The sequence below is a fragment of the Jiangella endophytica genome, assembly GCF_003427025.1.
GTDB lineage: Bacteria > Actinomycetota > Actinomycetes > Jiangellales > Jiangellaceae > Jiangella > Jiangella endophytica.
Window position 1 is genome coordinate 163,632 of sequence record NZ_QVAI01000006.1, and the last position, 17,370, is coordinate 181,001.

A 17,370-nucleotide genomic window follows, 5' to 3' on the forward strand; every position below is an offset into this window, starting at 1 on the left:
ACGGCCGGTCACGTCGACCGGGAGACGGGTGGTCCGGCCCGGTCCCACAGCGCGATCTCGCCGAGCGGACGGCTCTCGCACGGGCCATCACGACGTTTCTCCCGCCTCGCCAGGCATGCGGTCCTGGTGAAGCGGGAGAACGCCTCGTGACGTACGCCTACGACCTGCGATTCGGGCAGGGAGCGGACCCTAGCGGCCCTGGTTCTTGACCGCCTCGATGGCCGCCGCGGCGGCGTCCGGGTCGAGGTACTCGCCGCCCGCGGTGACCGGGCGCAGCGACTCGTCGAGCTCGTAGAGCAGCGGCACGCCGGTGGGGATGTTCAGCCCGGCGATGGCGTCGTCGGAGACACCGTCGAGGTGCTTCACCAGCGCCCGCAGCGAGTTGCCGTGCGCGACGACGGCGACCGTCCGGCCGAGGCGGAGGTCGGGCACGATGGCGTCGTACCAGTACGGCAGGAACCGCTCGAGCACGTCCTTCAGGCACTCGGTGGCCGGCAGCAGCTCGGGCGGCAGGTCGGCGTAGCGCGGGTCGCCGGTCTGCGCGAACTCGTCGCCCGGATCGATGGGCGGCGGCGGGGTGTCGTAGGAGCGGCGCCAGAGCATGAACTGCTCTTCACCGAACTCGGCCAGCGTCTGCTTCTTGTCCTTGCCCTGCAGCGCGCCGTAGTGGCGCTCGTTGAGCCGCCAGTGCCGGCGCACCGGGATCCAGTGCCGGTCGGCGACGTCGAGGGTGATGTTGGCGGTGCGGATGGCCCTGCGCAACACGCTGGTGTGCAGGACGTCGGGCAGCACGCCGCGTGCCTTCAGCAGCTCGCCGCCACGCCGGGCCTCGGACTCGCCTTTCGCGGTGAGGTCGACGTCGACCCACCCGGTGAACAGGTTCTTCGCGTTCCACTCGCTCTCGCCGTGACGGAGCAGCACCAGGCGATACGTCATGGGCCGAAGCTTACGGGGCGGGCCTCAGGTGCTCGAAGGCGGCCAGGTTGCGGGTGGACTCGCCGCGGGCCAGCCGCCACTCCCACTCGCGCCGGATCGACGTGGCGAACCCCAGCTCCAGGATGGTGTTGAAGGAGGAGTCGGCGGTGTCGAGCACGATGCCGAGCAGGCGGTCGATCTCGGCGGCGGTGACGGCGTGCAGCGGCAGCCGGCCGACCAGGTAGACGTCGCCCGCGTGGTCGACGGCGAACGCGATGCCGGACAGCCGGGCGTTGCGCTCGAGCAGCCAGCGGTAGACCGCCTCGTGGTTCTCGTCCGGCCTGCGGGCGACGAACGCGTTGACGACCAGGCTGTGGTCGCGGACGGCGAGACTGCAGGACGTCTTCAGCTTGCGCTCGCCGGGCAGCTCGACGGCGAACTCGCCGGTCGCGGGCTCGTCCCACGGCTGCCCGGAGTCGGCCAGGTAGGCGCGGACGACCGCGGCGGGACCGTCGTCGGTGGTCATGCCGTCATCACCTGCCGGTGCTGCATCGCTCGCGTATAGACGTCGAGCATACGGGCCGCGGTGGCGTCCCAGCCGAACTCCGCCGCGTGTGCCACGGCACCTGCGCCGAGCCTGCGCAGCCGGTCCGGGTCGCCGATCAGCCCGGCGACGGCGTCGGCCCAGTCAGCCGGGTCGTGGCCGTCGACCAGCAGGCCGGAGTAGCCGTGGGCGACGGCGGTGCGCAGCCCGCCCACCGCGGCCGCGACGACCGGTGTGCCACAGGCCTGCGACTCCAGTGCCACCAGTCCGAACGACTCGCTGTAGGACGGGACGGCGGTGACGTCGGCCGCGCGGTACCAGTCGGCCAGCGCCCGCTGACCGACCGGCGGCTCGAACCGGACCACGTCGGCGACGTCGAGACAGTCCGCCAGCCGGGTCAGCGCATGAGGCTCGGCCAGCCCGGATCCCGACGGCCCGCCCACGACCGCGACGACCAGCCGCTCGCGCAGCGCCGGGTCGCGGGCCAGCAGCGACGCCGCCCGCACCAGCACGTCCGGCGCCTTGAGCGGCTGGATGCGCCCGGCGAACAGCAGCACGACGGCGTCGGCGGGCAGCCCCAGCCGGGCGCGCGCCGCGGCCATCGGGCCGGGGGCGAACACGTCGAGGTCGACGCCCGGCGGGACCGTCGCGACCCGGGCGGGGTCGGCGCCGTACAGCCCGACCAGCTGCGCGGCCTCGTCGTCGGTGCTGGCCACCAGCAGGTCGGCGGCCGCGACGACCTGCTCCTCACCGAGCTCCCGCTCGTGCGGCTCCGGCCGCTCACCCTCGGCCAGCGACAGGTTCTTCACCTTGGACATGGTGTGCATCGAGTGCACCAGCGGCACACCCCAGCGGCTGGTCGCCAGCCAGCCGACGTGGCCCGAGAGCCAGTAGTGCGAGTGGACGAGGTCGTACCAGCCGGGTGGGTGCCGCGCCTCGGCGCGCAGCACGCCGGACGTGAACGCGCACAGCTGGGCCGGCACCTCGGCGACCGGCAGCAGCTCGTAGGGCCCTGCGGCGACGTGCCGGACGAGCACGCCCGGCGCGGTCTCGACGACCGGCGGCTGGTCGGACGACGTGGCGCGGGTGAACACCTCCACCTCGACGCCGAGCCCGGCCAGCCGGCGGGCCAGCTCGACGACGTACACGTTCATGCCGCCGGCGTTGCCGCCACCGGGCTGGTCGAGCGGTGAGGTGTGGACGCTCAGCATCATCACCCTGCGCGGTCCGCGCGTGCCCGACATCACAGTTCGCACAACCGGCTGCGGACCCGGCGGATTCCCTGGCACAGTGAACGCCCTCGTTCGATTACCACCGATTCAGCTGGATAAATGCGAAAGACCCGAGACATCCCTGTCCTCGATACCGAGTCGTAATGGAGATTGCCGCGTCGATACGGCAACCTGGACCCGGTTTCGTGAGTCTTTGAGGGTGGGAGCGGCGTCGAGGGGACGCCGTCACAAGGGGGAGGAACGATCGTGACGCGTGGCAGGAAGGCCGGCATGGGTGCGCTCATCGCCGTGCTCGCCGTCGCCGTGGTGTCGGCCGTGCTCATCGGCCTGAACCAGTTCGGCCGCGATGAGCCGGCGTCGGCCAGCCCACAACGGTCCGGCCAGACCGCGACGCAGCCGGCCGAGGAGACGCCTTCGGACACCCCGACCCCGACGGCGACGCCCACACCGACTCCGACGGCCACCCCGACGCCGACTCCCACCACGACGCCCACGCCGGAGGCCCTGATGGCCGCCGGCACCAGCGGCGACCAGGTGCGCGAGCTGCAGGCGCGGCTCAAGCAGCTGCAGTGGTACGCGAACGACGTCACCGGCGAGTTCGACGACGTCACCGCCGCCGCGGTCTCCGGCTTCCAGGGCAAGCGCGAGCTCCCGGCCACCGGCTCCGTCGACCAGGCCACCTGGGACTCCCTCGTCGACATGACCCGCACGCCCACCGACGACGAGCTGCACAACCGACTCACGCCCGGCCCGACGATCCTCGGCCCCGGCGACACCGGCGACCAGGTCCGCGAGCTGCAGGCCCGGCTCAAGCAGATCGACTGGTTCAGCGGCGAGGTCACCGACACCTACGGCGACACCACCACGGCGTCGGTCAAGGGCTTCCAGGACAAGCGCGGCTTCCCCGCCACCGGCGAGGTCGACCAGCGCACCTGGGACAAGGTGGTCGAGATGACCCGCACCCCCACCGACGACGAGCTGCACAACCGCGAGCCCGAGAACAACGGCGGCAACGCCGACGGCCTCGACCCGCGCTGCCTCACCGGCCGGGTGCTGTGCATCGACAAGTCGACCAACACGCTGCGCTGGGTCGTCGACGGCGAGGTCCACATGACGCTCGACGTCCGGTTCGGCACCGACGAGATGCCCACCCGCGAGGGCGCGTTCCAGGTGAACTCCAAGTCGCGCGAGCACGTGTCGTCGATCTACGACACCCCGATGCCGTTCGCGATGTTCTTCAGCGGTGGCCAGGCGGTGCACTACTCGCCCGACTTCGCGGCCAACGGCTACAACGGCGGCTCGCACGGCTGCGTGAACGTCCGCGACCGCGACGCCATCAAGTCGCTGTTCGACCAGGTGAACATCGGCGACAAGGTCATCGTCTACTGGTCCTGACGGGCTGTCGTCCCACGGCGGCCGGGTGATCCCGGCCGCCGTCGGCATGTCCGGGGTCGGAGCCCGCTCAGGTTCCGCTCGTCGCCGGATCGCCGGGACCGCACCGGGTCAGGCGGTCGCGGTCGCGAAGACGACGAGGTTGTCGACGTAGTGGCCGGCGGCCTCGTCGAACGTGTGGCAGGTGATCAGCCGGAGCTGGCGGTCCGGCACCGGGCCGTAGACCTCGTCGGTCGGGAAGTCCGCCTGTGGCACCGTCCGGCTGCCGTCGACCTCGAACACGGCGACCTCGCCGTCGCTGAGCTCGACCTCCACCCGGTCTCCGGTGCGGAGCCGGGCCAGGTCCGCGAAGACCGCGGGGCCGTCCGGCGAGTCCACGTGACCGGCGATCACCGCCGGGCCGGGCGCGCCGGGCACCGGACCGTCGGCGAACCAGCCGGCCGCCTGCCAGTCGTCCGGTGCGGCCAGCCGGCCGTCGTCCGCACGGTGCAGGGTCTCGAGCGCGCTGTCGACCCCGATCGCCGGGATCCGCACCCGCACGGGCACGGTGTCGTCGACGGGGATCGGCCGCGGCCCGGTGGTCGAGGCCGGGGCCGACGCCGATGCGGCGGCCGGAACCGACGCCCGGACGCCGGCCCCGCCTGCCGCGGACACCGTCCCGTCGCCGCCCGCACACCCGCCGGCGGCCGCGGTCAGGACGGCCGCGACCAGCAGCGCCGCCGTCCGCCTCATGCCACCCGTCGGCGGCGGGCCAGCGCCCCGGTGACGACGGCGAGCCCGCACACCAGCGCCACGGCCCCGAGCGGCGCCGTCCAGTCCGGCGACGACGGCGGCGACGCGAGCCCGCGGCCGCCCGTCCGCACGCCCCCGGCCGGGGCCTGCGAGGTGCCGGTGCTGTCGACGACCCCGACGACGTTCAGCTCGCCGTCGACGTCGAGGACGAAGAGCGTGTTGACGCTGCCCGCGGCGAGGTCGACGTCGGTGCTGCCGGTGCCGGCGTCGCTGCTGATGGCCAGCGTCCAGCGGCCGCCGGGCACCTCGCTGTAGTCCGTCGCCGTCCCGAACGCGGCGTCGTCGGCCAGCACCGTGCCGGTGTCGGTCGTGACGGTCACCGCCGGCGACGAGACGGCGGCCGAGACGAGCCGGACCCGCGCCTGACCGGCGGCCGGCGCCGTCAGGTCGTCGACGAGGATGCGGCCGGACAGCTCGGCGTTCATGCCGACGGCGGCGACCGTGATCGCGACGCCGTCCTGGATCTCCACCGCCGCGGTGATCACCGGCTCGGAGCCGGCCGGCGCGCCGGCCGGGCGCATCGCCGCGGTGTACGTCCCCGCGGGCAGCCGGGCGTAGCCGGACACGTCGCCGTAGCCGACGTCCTGCAGCTCCAGCACGGACCGGCCGTCGAGGCCGGTCAGGCTGACGTCGACCTCGGGGGTGTCCGGCGACAGGTGCGCCAGCCGGGCCCAGCCCGCGGCCGCCGGCTCCTCGGTCCCCTGGGCGCCGGTGGCGGTCGCGGCGGCCAGGGCGACGACTCCCACGGCCATGGCCAGGGACATGACGATGCGTTTCATCGGGGACTCCTAGGGACGGTCGTGCCGCGGCGGATCGGGAAGCAGACCGCGCGGAGCGGTCAGCGAGTAGGTGGCGATGACGGTGGTCCCGTCGGCGTCGACCTGCGAGGGCGTGAACGGCGGCGGCTGCCCGAGCAGCCAGAGCGCCAGCCGGGCCGCCTCGTCCCGCGTCGGCAGGGCGCTGAGGACGAGTTGCCGGCGCACGCCGTCGTCCTCGCCGGGCAGCGCCGGCAGCGACACGTCCAGGTCCTGCGTGGCGGACAGCTTGCCGAGGACGATCACCAGCCGCGGGTCGACGAGCCCGGCGGCAGCGACGGAGCGTGCGGCCGGGTCGAACGTCAGGGACTCGTTGCGCAGCAACTGGCCGGTCGCATGGCGCACGGTGCGCCGGTCCCCGGCGGCGACGGCCTCGGTGACGGCCCGGCCGAGCGGGTGGATCGCCCGGACCTCGACCCGGTCCTCACCGCCGCCGAACGCCGCGACGACGGTCGACTCGGCCAGTGCGGTCCGGACGTCGGGCCGGTCGGTGTCGTCGGAGCGCAGCGCCGCGGTCGACACGATGTAGTCGTAGTGGATCCAGCCCGGCGGGTGCGGCTCGAACGGCTCGTCCACCGAGACGGCGACGTCCAGCGGCAGCAGCGGCTCCGGCGACGCCGCGGCCGGGAAGCTGGTGAACGGGAGCAGCCCGCCGCCGGCGAAGCCGGAGCGCAGCAGGTCCGCCCGCAGGGTGTGGTCGACCATCAGCCGGGCGTCGCGCGGCACGTTGGCCTCGAGCCAGCGCTCAGCCTGCTCGACCGGCGCGACCGGGTCGCCGCGCAGCAGCGGGCGCAGCTCGCCGGGCCACGTCGCCGTCACCGCGACGACCAGGGCCGCGGCCGCGGTGGTCGTCATGATGGTCAGCGGCAGGGCTTCCGGCCGGCCGCGCACCGAGAGCAGCCGCACGATCAGCCGGTGCGCGGTCGCGGGCACCAGCAACGCCGCGATCGGCAGCGCCGCGATCGGCAGCGCGACCGGCGGCGTACCCCCGGGCACGACGATCAGCAGCACCAGTGTGAGCAGCGCGGCGGCCGCCGGACGCAGCGGCCGGAACACCAGCGCCGCGCCCGCCGCGACCGGCCCGACGACCATCAGCACCGGGTCCAGCGCCCACCACCGCTCCGGCGCCACGACCTCCGGGCCGCCCAGCGAGAGCAGCACGTACACGTACGCGCCGGCCGCCGTCGCGGCGGACACCCCGGCCAGCGCGAGCCGCCACGCCCGCGCCGTCACCTGCTGCCACATCGTCCAGGCGACGAACGGCGCGACCACGAGGAACGTGGTCTGTGTCAGGACGGCCAGCAGCACCGCGACCCCGGCGGCCGGGAACGCGACCGACTGCCGGCGACGCGCCGTCGCCAGCACCAACGCGAGCAGCATCCACAGCACGGCGAGGTTCTCGACCAGCACCATCCGGTGCAGGTGCAGGGCCGGCGGAGAGACGGCGAACACGACGACGGCGACCGCGGCGGCCGGACGGGCCACGCCCAGGCGACGCGCCAGCACCCACAGCAGGACCACGCCCAGCAGCAGGACGACCAGCAGCGCCTCGCGCCCGCCCGCCACGGCGTGCGTCGCGCGGTCCAGCGCGCCCGACGGCCCGGTCCACGCAGCCAGCTGGGCCAGGCCGAGGTCACCGGGGAGCGACCATGCGCCGTCGGCGATCCGGGCCACGGCCCGGCCCTCGGCCTCGGTGAACGCGGGCGCGCGGGCCATCCCGGCGGCGTGCACGAAGCCGGTCAGCGTCAGCAACGGAGTGAGCCAGGCGAGGTCCGGGCCGTGACGCCGGAACCAGGTGCGCACCGGGCGGGGCCGCGGCGGCCGCGGCTGCACCGGGATCGGCAGGTGCAGCTCGTCGAGATCCTGCGGCAACGCAGGCAGGGCCGACATGGTGTCGCGCAACGCCGACGCCTCCCCCCGAGGTGTCGCACAGACCTGCGCGCCGGCTCGTGGCCGGCCGGTGCCGAGCCACGATCGCCTGGCAGGTCAGGCTCGCGGTTCCTGACCAGAAGTCTTCGGCCGGAGTGTATACCTGAAACCGACTATATGGACCGAATTGTCATGATCTATCTGACGAACTCACGCCGGCAGGTCGATCAGCATGACGGGGTCCGTGGTCGGCTGCGGCGACCCGCCGTCCGGCTCGACGGTGACGCCGAGCCGATCGACGCCCGTGAGCCCGCGGGCGGTCACCGGTCCGACATGGCCGTCCGGCGGACTGCCCAGCACCCCGGCCGACACCATGCCGCCGTCGTCGTGCATGAGCCACAGCTGGTACGTGTGCCCGTCCGGCGCCGGCGGCATGCCGTCGCCGATGAACACCGCGACGTCCAGCGACCGCGCCACCAGCACGGTCCCCTGGCTGTCGCCCTCGCCCACCCGCACCATGCGCATGTCGTCGGCCTCCACCAGCTGGCGCATCTGCGCGCCGATCTGCTGCGACCGGTCCAGCTCGTCCTGCACGTCGTTCAGGCGGATGCCCAGCACGACGATGCCGGCCAGCGACGCCGCGACCAGGCCGGTCGCGACCCGCGGCCACCAGCGGCGCAGCACCGGCGCGCGGCCGGCGGCCACCCGCGGGGGCAGCGGCCGCACCTCGGCGACCCGGGCCAGCACCTGCTCGCGCATGCGCGGCGGCGGCGTGACGGCGGTCGCCGCGCCCAACCGAGCCGCGGTCTCGCGCAGCTCGTCGACCTCGACGCGGCAGTCCGCACACCGCTCCAGGTGCTGCTCGAACCGTCGCGCCTCCTCGGGCGGCAGGGCGTGCAGCGCGTACGGCGCGGCCAGCGTGTGGATGCCGGCGTCCACGGGCTTGCTCATCGCCCCACCCCCATGCAGTCGCGCAGCCGCACCAGGCCGTCGCGCAGCCGCGTCTTGACCGTACCGAGAGGAGCATGCAACAACTGCGCGACCTCGCGGTACGTGTAGCCGTCGTAGTAGGCCAGGGCGACCGACTCGCGCTGCAGGTCGGTGAGCGAGTCGAGACAGCGCCGCACCTGCTCGCGCTCCAGGGTCGTCTCCACCTCGTCGGCGACATGGTCGTACGGCCGCTCGTCGTCACGCCGCGCCACGCGGTCCTCGCGGTCGCTGTCGGCCTGTTCACGGCGGACGCGGTCGACGGCGCGACGGTGCGCGATCGTCATGATCCAGCCGCGCGCGCTGCCCCGCTCGGGCTGGTAGCGCGACGCTGTCCGCCAGACCTCGACGAGCACCTCTTGCGCGACCTCCTCGGCCAGCGCGCGGTTGCGGACCACCGTCGTGGCGATGCCCAGCACCGGCCCGGCCATGGCGTCGTAGACCTGCTCGAACGCGGCGTTGTCGCCCCGGGCGCAATGGTCGAGCAGCCGCCCGAGCCGGTCCGCCGGCTCGGGCTCCGGCTCGCCGGCCGGCACCGATCGCAACGTCACCATCAAGCGTCCTCCACCGTCATCGTCCACCCGACTGCCCGGTGTTCGTCACCGGACGGCCGCCGGATTGGTCGCCGTCCGGACCAATCCGGACGCCCGGCGGCCGCGAACCCGGGCCATGGAGTCCAGTCGATCCTCCGTGGCGGTCATCGGATCCGGCGTCGCCGGCCTCACCGCCGCGTACCTGCTGCAGCGCCGCTATGACGTGCATCTGTTCGAGGCGGACGACCGGCTCGGCGGGCACGCGCACACGCACGACGTACCCGGCGCGGGCCCGCCGATCGCGGTGGACAGCGGGTTCCTGGTGCACAACGAGCGAACCTATCCGCGGCTGACCCGGCTGTTCGGCGAACTGGGAATCAGGACCACCGAGACCGACATGTCGATGAGCGTGAGCTGCTCGTCGTGCGGGCTGGAGTACGCCGGCGCGCTCGGGCCGAACGGCGTGTTCGCGCAGCGCCGGTCCGTGGCCCGGCCGCGGTTCCTGCGGATGCTCGGCGAGATCGCGGCGTTCCACCGGCGGGCGCGGGCGCTGCTCGCGGCGCCGGCCGGGGCCGAGGAGCCGCTCGGCGCCTTCCTCGTCCGGCACCGGCACACCGCCTACTTCACCGACCACTTCATGGTGCCGCTGGTGTCGGCGGTCTGGTCGGCCGGGCGCGCCGACGTGCTGCGGTACCCGGCCCGGTTCCTGTTCCGGTTCCTCGACAACCACGGCATGCTCGCCGTCGGCGGGTCGCCGCGCTGGCGGACGGTCACCGGCGGATCGCGGACGTACGTCGAACGGGCCGCGAAGGACCTCTCGTCGGTGCGCACGGCCACCCCCGTGCGCGGGCTGCGGCGCACCGGCGACGGCGTGCTGGTCCGCGAGGCGACGGACACGGTGCACCGGTTCGACCACGTCGTCGTGGCGACGCATGCCGACCAGGCCCTGCGGCTGCTCGAGGACCCGACGCCGGCCGAGCGGGACGTGCTGGGGACGTTCGGGTTCTCGAGCAACGCGGCGGTCCTGCACACCGACGCGACCCTGCTGCCCCGTCAGCGGCGGGCGTGGGCGTCCTGGAACCACGTGGTGCCGGCGTGCGGTGCGGGCGCCGGGTCCGGGCCCGTGGCCATCTCGTATCACCTGAACCGGTTGCATCGGCTGGACGGTGCGGCGGGTGGGCGGGAGTACGTCGTGACGCTGGGGGCGACCGGCCGGATCGACCCGGACACCGTCGTCGCGCGGATGCACTACGAGCACCCCATCCACACCGTCGAGACGGTCGCCGCCCAGCGGCGGCTGCCCGACCTCGCCACCGCGCGGACGGTGTACGCGGGCGCCTGGCAGGGCTGGGGCTTCCACGAGGACGGCTGCGCGTCCGGCGTCCGGGCTGCCGAGCACCTGGGGGTCCGCTGGTGACGGCGCCGGTCCTGTACGCGGCGACCGTGACGCACACACGGTACGAACGGGCGCGCCGGACGTTCCGCTACGGCACGTTCCTGTGGCTGGTCGACCTCGACGATCTCCCCCGGCTGCCGCGTCCGTTGCGGGCACTGGCCGCGTTCCGGGCCCGCGACCACTTCGCCGGCGACGGGCCGACGATCCGGGCGGGGCTGGCATCCTGGCTGGCCGAGAGGGGTATGTCTCTGGACGGCGGCCGCGTGCTCATGCTCACCAACGCGGCCGTGCTCGGATACGTGTTCAACCCGATCACGGTGTTCTGGTGCCACGACGAGGACGGCGCGCCGCGCTGGGTCGTCGCCGAGGTGCACAACACCTACGGAGGCCGGCACGCCTATGTCCTGCGACCCGATGAGCAGGACCGGGCGACGACCGCGAAGGAGCTCTACGTGTCGCCGTTCTTCCCCGTCGACGGCAGGTACGCCATGTCCGTCCCCCGTCCGGACCGCCGGCTGCGGCTGTCGGTCACACTGTTCCGTCCTGGACCCGGCGGCGCGGACGTCCCGGCCTTCGCCGCGGGGCTCACCGGCTACCGCCGTCCGGCCACCGCCGGGCAACTGGTCCGGCTGCTGCTGCGTTATCCGTGGCCGCCGCTGCGGGTCAGTACATTGATCCGCTGGCAGGGCATCCGGCTCTGGCTGCGCGGGCTGCCGGTCGTGCCTCGTCGACGAGGCGGCGCGGCATGAGTGCCGTCACCAGCATCGACGCCGGGCTCTGGCCGGACGTCGCCACCTCACCCGCGGCCGGACCAGCACGGCTACGGGCCGCCCGGACGGCCGTCGCGTACGCCGCGCGGGTGGCCGGGGTCCGGGTCGTGACGGCGGACGGCCCGCTCGGCGCGGCTCCCGGTGCCCCGGTGCTCGAGGTGCGCCGGGCGCGCGAATTCTTCGCCCGCATCGGCCGCGACGGGCTGATCGGGTTCGGCGAGGGGTTCATGAGCGGCGCGTGGACGGCACCGGACCTCGCCGGTGTGCTGACGGCGTTCGCCGACCGGCTGACCACCCTGGTGCCGCCGCCGCTGCAGAAGCTGCGCCGGCTGATGCAGCCGTCGTCGCCGGCGACCGAGTTCGCCGACCGTGCCGGTGCCCGGCGCAACGTCAGCCGCCACTACGACCTCTCCAACGAGCTGTTCGGGCTGTTCCTGGACCCGACGATGACCTACTCGTCGGCGCTGTTCGCGCCGGGCGACGACCTCGAACGGGCCCAGCTGCGCAAGATCGACGCCATGCTGGACGCGGCCGCCGTCCGGCCCGGTTCGCGGGTGCTCGAGATCGGCACCGGCTGGGGCGCGCTGGCGGTCCACGCGGCGACCGCGCGCGGCGCCCACGTCACCACCGTCACGCTGTCCGAGGAGCAGGCCCGCGCGGCCCGCGAGCGCGTGCGGGCGGCCGGCGTCGCGGACCTGGTCGACGTGCAGGTGCGCGACTACCGCGACGTCCAGGGCCGGTACGACGCCGTGGTCAGCGTCGAGATGATCGAGGCGGTCGGTGAGCGGCACTGGCCGGACTATTTCGCGACGCTGGGCCGGTCGCTGGCGACCGGCGGCCGGATCGGACTGCAGTCGATCACGATGCCGCACGAGCACCTGCTAGCGACCCGGCACTCGTGGACCTGGATCCACAAGTACGTCTTCCCCGGCGGCCTGATCCCGTCGGAGGTGGCGATCCGGGCGCACGCGCGACGCGACGGCGGGCTGACGGTGCTGCAGCGGCGGTCGTTCGGCGCGCACTACGCCGAGACGTTGCGGCAGTGGCGCGAGCGGTTCCTGGCCGCCGCGGACGCCGTCGGCGCCCTCGGTTTCGACCCGGTGTTCCGGCGGATGTGGGAGTTCTACCTGGCCTACTGCGAGGCCGGGTTCCGCACCGGCCGGCTGGACGTCGAGCAGTACACGCTCGGAGCGGGAGGGGTTCGATGACGACGACGGTTCAGCCCACGACGACCGCGGCCCGGTTGCACGGGTTGCTCGGTGGCGTGCTGGGCGCCGAGCCGCCGGTGCGGATCCGCGCCTGGGACGGCAGCCTGGCCGGCCCGGCGGACGCGCCGGTCGTGGTGCTCCGGTCGCCGATGGCGCTGCGCCGGATGCTGTGGCGGCCCGGTGAGCTGGGGCTGGCCCGGGCCTATGTCGCCGGCGAGCTGGACGTCGAGGGCGACCTCGGCGCGGCGTTCTCGCACGCCCGCCGCTCGTTCGCGTCGCAGCGCGCGCGGCCGCGCCCGAGCGCCGTCCGCGCGGCGTGGCGGGCGGCCCGCGACTGGCGGCTGCTCGGCGCACCGCCGCCGGCGCCGCCGGAGGAGGCCCGGCTGCGCGGCCGCCGGCACACGCACCAGCGCGACCGCGCGGCGATCAGCCACCACTACGACCTCGGCAACGACTTCTACGAACTGCTGCTGGACGAGACCATGGCGTACTCGTGCGGCTACTGGTCGCCGGAGGTGTCCGACGGCGACGGCACGGCGGCGTCGCGGGCCAAGCTGGACCTCGTCTGCCGCAAGCTGCGGCTGGGCCCCGGCGACCGGCTGGTCGACGTCGGCTGCGGCTGGGGCTCGCTGGTGGTGCACGCGGCCCGCGAGTACGGCGTCCACGTCACCGGCTACACCATCTCGCGGGCGCAGGCGGAGTTCGTCGGCGACCGCATCGCGCGGGCCGGCCTGGCCGGCCGCGCCGCGGTCGAGCTGCGCGACTACCGCGACATCGACGTGACCGGGGCCGACGCCGTGGCCTCGATCGAGATGGGCGAGCACGTCGGCGCGGAACGCTACCCGGAGTACGCGGCCGTGCTGCACCGCGCCGTCCGGCCCGGCGGCCGGCTGCTGCTGCAGCAGATGTCGCGGGGACGACGCGCGGCCGGCGGCGGCGCGTTCATCGAGTCCTACATCGCGCCGGACATGCACATGCGGCCGCTGCCGGAGACGCTGCGGATGGTCGCGGCGGCCGGCTTCGAACTACGGCACGTCGAGGCTCTGCGCGAGCACTACGTGCGCACGATCCGGTTCTGGGCCGACCGTCTGGAGGAGCACTGGGCCGACGTCGTCGCGCTGGCCGGCGAACGGACCGCCCGGGTCTGGCGGCTCTACCTCGCCGGCGGCGCGGCCGCGTTCGACGAGGGCCGCATGGGCGTCGACCAGGTGCTGGCGGTGCGTCGCTGATGGGCGGCGTCGCGTGGGCCGGGCTCGGCGCGAACCTCGGGCTGACGGCGGCGGCGGTCGCCGTGCTGATGGCCGGCGTCGTGCTGTGGGTGGCCCGCGGCGGCCCCGCCGTCGTCATCGACACCGTCTGGGGCGCCGGGTTCGCACTGGTCGCCGTCGTCGGGTGGGTCGCCTCGGCCGGCGACGGCGACGGCGCGCTGCGTGCGGTGGTCACCGTCCTCACCGTCGTGTGGGGCCTGCGGCTCGCCGTCCACCTGCACCGGCGCAACCACGGCAAGGGCGAGGACCCGCGGTACGAGGACCTGTTCGCCCGGCACGACGGCGGCCGGGTACGGGTTACGGCGCTCTGGGTCTGCCTGCCGCAGGCGGTCATCCTCTGGTTCGTCTCGCTGCCGGTACAGGTGGCGCAGTACGTGACGATCGAGCCGGCGTGGTGGCTGGTCGGGCTGGGCGTGGCGGTGTGGGCGGTCGGGCTGGTCTTCGAGGCCGTCGGCGACTGGCAGCTGGCCCGGTTCAAGGCCGACCCCGGCAACCGCGGCCGGATCATGGACCGCGGGCTGTGGCGCTACACCCGCCACCCCAACTACTTCGGCGACGCGTGCGTCTGGTGGGGGCTGTGGCTGTGCGCGTGCGTCACCTGGCCGGGCGCGGCCACCGTGCTGTCGCCGCTGCTCATGACGTTCTTCCTGGCCCGCGGGACGGGGAAGCCGCTGACCGAGAAGCGCATGGCGGACCGGCCCGGCTACGCCGAGTACGTCGAGCGGACCAGCGGCTTCGTCCCCTTGCCGCCGCGTCAGAGGTCGATCAGCGGGTCCGGGTAGTCCAGCTCCTTGCGTTGGTCGTCCGGCAGCGTCCACGGCGTATGCACGGCCGCGCCGTCGACGCCGGCCAGCTCGGGGACGTAGCGGCGCACGTACACGCCGTCGGCGTCGAACCGCTTGGCCTGCCGCAGCGGGTTGAGCACCCGGTTGGGACGGGTGTCGTTGCCGGTGCCGGCCACCCACTGCCAGTTGCCGGCGTTGTTCGCGACATCGCCGTCGACCAGCCAGCGGAAGAAGTGCGCGGCGCCGTCGCGCCAGTCGATGCGCAGCGTCTTCGTCAGGAACGACGCCGTGACCAGGCGGGCCCGGTTGTGCATCCAGCCCTCGCGCAGCAACTGGCGCATGCCGGCGTCGACGATCGGCACACCGGTCTCGCCGTCGCGCCAGGCCCGCAGCGCGTCGGCGTCGTCGCGCCATTCGACGTCACGGCGCCGGTAGTCCTTCCTCGCGATGCCCGGGACCGCCGCCGTCACCTGATGGTGGAAGTCGCGCCAGGCCAGCTGACGGACCTGCCCCGGCGCCCGGTCGGCCAGCCGGTTCGCGACCTCCAGCGGCGAGACACAGCCGAAGTGCAGGTACGGGCTGAGCCGCGACGTGTGGTCCCCGGCGAGGTCGTTGTGGTCCGGCTCGCCGTCGGCGGCCCGGCGCACGGCCGCATCGAGGACGGTCCGCCCGGCCGTCTCGCCGCCGTCCGGGAGGTCGGGCGAGGTCGCGCCGTCGGCGAGATCGGCTGCGGACGGCAGCCGGCCGACCCGGTCGAGATCACCACTCGGCACGGCCGCCGGGGCCGGCAGCTGGTCCCGCCAAGGCGACGCGTCCCAGGCCCGCCAGTACGGCGTGAAGACCCGGTAGTGGTCGCCGCCGGCCGGGAGCAGCGCGCCGGGCGGGACCACCGTCACGCCGGGGTAGGTCCGGAACCGCACGCCCTGCTGCGCGCACGCCTCGGCCAGCCGGTGCTCCCGGCGCTGCGCATAGCCACTGACGTCGGCACTGCACACGACCGCCGTCGCGCCGGTCTCCGTCACCACCGCCATGGTCTCCTCGACCACGTCGCCGCGGCGCAGCACCAGGTCGCCGCCCCGCTCGCGCAACCGCCCGCGCAGGTCGTCCAACGCCTGGACGAGGAACGCGGCCCGGTTGGGCGCGGCGTTCCGGCCGGTCAGGATCGCGTCATCGAGCACGAACAGCGGTACCACCCGCTCGGCGTGCTCGACCGCGGCGGCCAGCGCCGGGTGGTCGTGCACGCGCAGGTCGCGGGTGAACAGCACCACAGCCGTCCGGCGGTCGTCGGTCACGTCGGTCCTCCTCGTTCGCTCTCTGAATCCCGTACCCGTGATTCGAGGCCAATCCGCGCGCGGATGGGGTACGAATCCCGACCATGAGGGTTCTCGTCGCCGGCGCCACCGGCTACGTCGGCAGCCGGCTGGTCCCCCGGCTGCTCGCCGCCGGGCACACCGTCCGCTGCCTGGCCCGCGACCCGGGCAAGCTGCGCGACCAACCCTGGGCCGGCGACGTCGAGGTGGTACGCGGCGACGTGCTCGACCGGGCGAGCCTCGACCCTGCCATGGCCGGTGCCGGCGTCGTGCACTATCTGGTGCATTCGCTGGCGTCGCGCGGGTTCGCGGTGACGGACCGGCGCGCCGCGAGCCAGGTGGCGGCGGCCGCCGCGGACGCCGGTGTGGGCCGCATCGTCTACCTGGGCGGGCTGCACCCGCCGGACACCGCCGGGCTGTCGGACCACCTGGCGTCGCGGACCGAGGTGGGCCGGGTCTTCCTCGACGCGCCGGTGCCGGCGGTCGTGCTGCAGGCCGGGGTCATCATCGGGTCCGGCTCGGCCAGCTTCGAGATGCTGCGCTACCTCACCGAGCGGCTCCCGGTCAGCGTCACGCCGCGCTGGGTGCACACACGGACGCAGCCGATCGCGATCCGCGACGTGCTGACGTATCTGGTCGCGGCCACGAGCCTGCCTGGCGAGCCGAACCGGACGTTCGACGTCGGCGGGCCGGACGTGCTGACGTACGGGGACATGATGCGCGGCTACGCCCGGGTCGCCGGGCTGCCGCGGCGGCTGATCGTGCCGGTGCCGCTGCTGACGCCTCGGCTGTCCGGGCAGTGGGTCAACCTCGTCACGCCGGTGCCGCGGTCGATCGCGATGCCGCTGATCGAGTCGCTGGAGCACGAGGCGATCTGCACCGAGGACGACCTGCGCACGCTGCTGCCGGGACCGGTCGACCCCACGCCGTACGAGCGGGCCGTGGAACTGGCGCTGGCGCGCATCCGCGACGCCGAGGTCGAGAGCCACTGGTCCGCGGCGACGCCGGCCGGCGCCCCGTCGGACCCACTGCCCAGCGACCCGTCGTGGTCCGGCGGTTCGGTGCGGACGGACGAGCGGTCGGCGTGGTGCGCCGTCCCGCCGGAGCGGCTCTGGCGCGTGGTCGAGGGCATCGGCGGCCGGAACGGCTGGTACTCGTTCCCGCTGGCCTGGGCGGTCCGCGGCTGGGCCGACCGCCTCGCCGGCGGCGTCGGCCTGCGCCGGGGCCGCCGCGACCCGGCCCGGCTGCACCTCGGCGAGGCGCTGGACTGGTGGCGGGTCGAGGCGATCGAGCGCGGCCGGCTGCTGCGGCTGCGCGCGGAGATGCAAGTGCCCGGCAGCGCCTGGCTGGAACTGTCCGTCGAACCCGACGGCGACGGCGCCGTCTACCGGCAGCGGGCCGTGTTCGTCCCCCGAGGGCTGGCCGGCCAGCTCTACTGGTGGGCGCTCTGGCCGTTCCACGGCGTGATCTTCGGCGGCATGGCCCGCAACATCATCCGCACCGCCTCGCGCTGAGAGCGGCGGAGCTGACGGAGGCCCGAGGGGCCGGAGGATG

16 protein-coding genes are annotated in these 17,370 nt (G+C 74.3%); 7 read left to right on the forward strand and 9 right to left on the reverse strand.

Going from position 1 to position 17,370, the window contains the following annotated elements:
• Positions 1–189: 189 nt before the first annotated feature.
• Genes DZA62_RS14670 through mshA form a run of 3 tightly spaced genes read right to left on the reverse strand, consistent with a single transcriptional unit; the run spans position 190 to position 2,703 of the window.
• The gene (locus DZA62_RS14670) at positions 190–936 is read right to left on the reverse strand and encodes a phosphoglyceromutase (protein ID WP_116949638.1); all 747 of its coding nucleotides are present in this window, start codon (positions 934–936) and stop codon (positions 190–192) included.
• 10 nt (positions 937–946) lie between these two features.
• Positions 947–1,441 carry a type III secretion system chaperone family protein gene (locus tag DZA62_RS14675; RefSeq protein WP_116949639.1) on the reverse strand — a complete coding sequence of 165 codons (495 nt, stop codon included), beginning with the start codon at positions 1,439–1,441 and terminating at the stop codon, positions 947–949.
• Positions 1,438–2,703, reverse strand: a complete 1,266-nt coding sequence (gene mshA / locus DZA62_RS14680; protein WP_116949640.1) for a D-inositol-3-phosphate glycosyltransferase — start codon at positions 2,701–2,703, stop codon at positions 1,438–1,440. The genes DZA62_RS14675 and mshA overlap by 4 nt, the downstream gene beginning before the upstream one ends.
• 234 nt (positions 2,704–2,937) lie before the next feature.
• Between mshA and DZA62_RS14685 the strand changes: the two genes are divergently transcribed.
• Positions 2,938–4,086: a L,D-transpeptidase family protein gene (locus tag DZA62_RS14685; RefSeq protein ID WP_198663775.1), complete on the forward strand. Its 1,149-nt coding sequence runs from the start codon at positions 2,938–2,940 to the stop codon at positions 4,084–4,086.
• 108 nt (positions 4,087–4,194) lie between these two features.
• Here the strand turns inward: DZA62_RS14685 and DZA62_RS14690 are convergent, their stop codons facing one another.
• From DZA62_RS14690 to sigK, 5 genes are all read right to left on the reverse strand, one after another.
• A complete protein-coding gene (locus DZA62_RS14690; RefSeq protein ID WP_116949642.1) occupies positions 4,195–4,815 on the reverse strand; it encodes a class F sortase in 621 nt (206 codons plus the stop codon).
• Entirely contained in the window at positions 4,812–5,654 is an 843-nt protein-coding gene (locus tag DZA62_RS14695) for a DUF4397 domain-containing protein (protein WP_116949643.1), read from the reverse strand. Before DZA62_RS14695 ends, DZA62_RS14690 begins: the two co-directional genes overlap by 4 nt.
• A 9-nt stretch (positions 5,655–5,663) precedes the next feature.
• On the reverse strand, positions 5,664–7,580 hold the full coding sequence (locus DZA62_RS14700; protein WP_157987685.1) for a hypothetical protein: 1,917 nt from the start codon (positions 7,578–7,580) through the stop codon (positions 5,664–5,666).
• Positions 7,581–7,769: 189 nt separating this feature from the next.
• The gene (locus tag DZA62_RS14705; RefSeq protein ID WP_116949645.1) at positions 7,770–8,510 is read right to left on the reverse strand and encodes an anti-sigma factor; all 741 of its coding nucleotides are present in this window, start codon (positions 8,508–8,510) and stop codon (positions 7,770–7,772) included.
• A complete protein-coding gene (gene sigK / locus DZA62_RS14710) occupies positions 8,507–9,100 on the reverse strand; it encodes an ECF RNA polymerase sigma factor SigK (RefSeq protein WP_116949646.1) in 594 nt (197 codons plus the stop codon). Before sigK ends, DZA62_RS14705 begins: the two co-directional genes overlap by 4 nt.
• A 115-nt stretch (positions 9,101–9,215) precedes the next feature.
• Here sigK and DZA62_RS14715 point away from each other — a divergent pair, with 115 nt between their 5' ends.
• From DZA62_RS14715 to DZA62_RS14735, 5 genes are read left to right on the forward strand one after another with little or no spacing between them, the layout of a single operon-like run.
• On the forward strand, positions 9,216–10,496 hold the full coding sequence (locus tag DZA62_RS14715) for an NAD(P)/FAD-dependent oxidoreductase (protein WP_116949647.1): 1,281 nt from the start codon (positions 9,216–9,218) through the stop codon (positions 10,494–10,496).
• A 26-nt stretch (positions 10,497–10,522) separates the two neighbouring features.
• On the forward strand, positions 10,523–11,224 hold the full coding sequence (locus DZA62_RS14720; protein ID WP_198663776.1) for a DUF1365 domain-containing protein: 702 nt from the start codon (positions 10,523–10,525) through the stop codon (positions 11,222–11,224).
• A complete protein-coding gene (locus DZA62_RS14725; protein ID WP_116949648.1) occupies positions 11,221–12,453 on the forward strand; it encodes an SAM-dependent methyltransferase in 1,233 nt (410 codons plus the stop codon). The genes DZA62_RS14720 and DZA62_RS14725 overlap by 4 nt, the downstream gene beginning before the upstream one ends.
• Entirely contained in the window at positions 12,450–13,682 is a 1,233-nt protein-coding gene (locus tag DZA62_RS14730) for an SAM-dependent methyltransferase (protein WP_116949649.1), read from the forward strand. Before DZA62_RS14725 ends, DZA62_RS14730 begins: the two co-directional genes overlap by 4 nt.
• Positions 13,682–14,503, forward strand: a complete 822-nt coding sequence (locus DZA62_RS14735; RefSeq protein WP_116949650.1) for a DUF1295 domain-containing protein — start codon at positions 13,682–13,684, stop codon at positions 14,501–14,503. Before DZA62_RS14730 ends, DZA62_RS14735 begins: the two co-directional genes overlap by 1 nt.
• Here the strand turns inward: DZA62_RS14735 and DZA62_RS14740 are convergent.
• Positions 14,476–15,798: a cryptochrome/photolyase family protein gene (locus tag DZA62_RS14740; protein WP_116949651.1), complete on the reverse strand. Its 1,323-nt coding sequence runs from the start codon at positions 15,796–15,798 to the stop codon at positions 14,476–14,478. The genes DZA62_RS14735 and DZA62_RS14740 overlap by 28 nt on opposite strands.
• 83 nt (positions 15,799–15,881) lie before the next feature.
• Between DZA62_RS14740 and DZA62_RS14745 the strand changes: the two genes are divergently transcribed.
• Positions 15,882–17,330, forward strand: a complete 1,449-nt coding sequence (locus tag DZA62_RS14745) for an SDR family oxidoreductase (protein WP_116949652.1) — start codon at positions 15,882–15,884, stop codon at positions 17,328–17,330.
• The last annotated feature ends 40 nt before the right edge of the window (positions 17,331–17,370 follow it).

Coding starts and splice junctions, on each gene's coding strand:
- DZA62_RS14675 (WP_116949639.1), bottom strand. CDS start 1,441: ATGACCACCGACGACGGTCCCGCCGCGGTCGTCCGCGCCTACCTGGCC.
- DZA62_RS14745 (WP_116949652.1), top strand. CDS start 15,882: ATGAGGGTTCTCGTCGCCGGCGCCACCGGCTACGTCGGCAGCCGGCTG.
- sigK (WP_116949646.1), bottom strand. CDS start 9,100: ATGGTGACGTTGCGATCGGTGCCGGCCGGCGAGCCGGAGCCCGAGCCG.
- DZA62_RS14690 (WP_116949642.1), bottom strand. CDS start 4,815: ATGAGGCGGACGGCGGCGCTGCTGGTCGCGGCCGTCCTGACCGCGGCC.
- DZA62_RS14700 (WP_157987685.1), bottom strand. CDS start 7,580: ATGTCGGCCCTGCCTGCGTTGCCGCAGGATCTCGACGAGCTGCACCTG.
- mshA (WP_116949640.1), bottom strand. CDS start 2,703: ATGTCGGGCACGCGCGGACCGCGCAGGGTGATGATGCTGAGCGTCCAC.
- DZA62_RS14705 (WP_116949645.1), bottom strand. CDS start 8,510: ATGAGCAAGCCCGTGGACGCCGGCATCCACACGCTGGCCGCGCCGTAC.
- DZA62_RS14725 (WP_116949648.1), top strand. CDS start 11,221: ATGAGTGCCGTCACCAGCATCGACGCCGGGCTCTGGCCGGACGTCGCC.
- DZA62_RS14715 (WP_116949647.1), top strand. CDS start 9,216: ATGGAGTCCAGTCGATCCTCCGTGGCGGTCATCGGATCCGGCGTCGCC.
- DZA62_RS14730 (WP_116949649.1), top strand. CDS start 12,450: ATGACGACGACGGTTCAGCCCACGACGACCGCGGCCCGGTTGCACGGG.
- DZA62_RS14670 (WP_116949638.1), bottom strand. CDS start 936: ATGACGTATCGCCTGGTGCTGCTCCGTCACGGCGAGAGCGAGTGGAAC.
- DZA62_RS14735 (WP_116949650.1), top strand. CDS start 13,682: ATGGGCGGCGTCGCGTGGGCCGGGCTCGGCGCGAACCTCGGGCTGACG.
- DZA62_RS14695 (WP_116949643.1), bottom strand. CDS start 5,654: ATGAAACGCATCGTCATGTCCCTGGCCATGGCCGTGGGAGTCGTCGCC.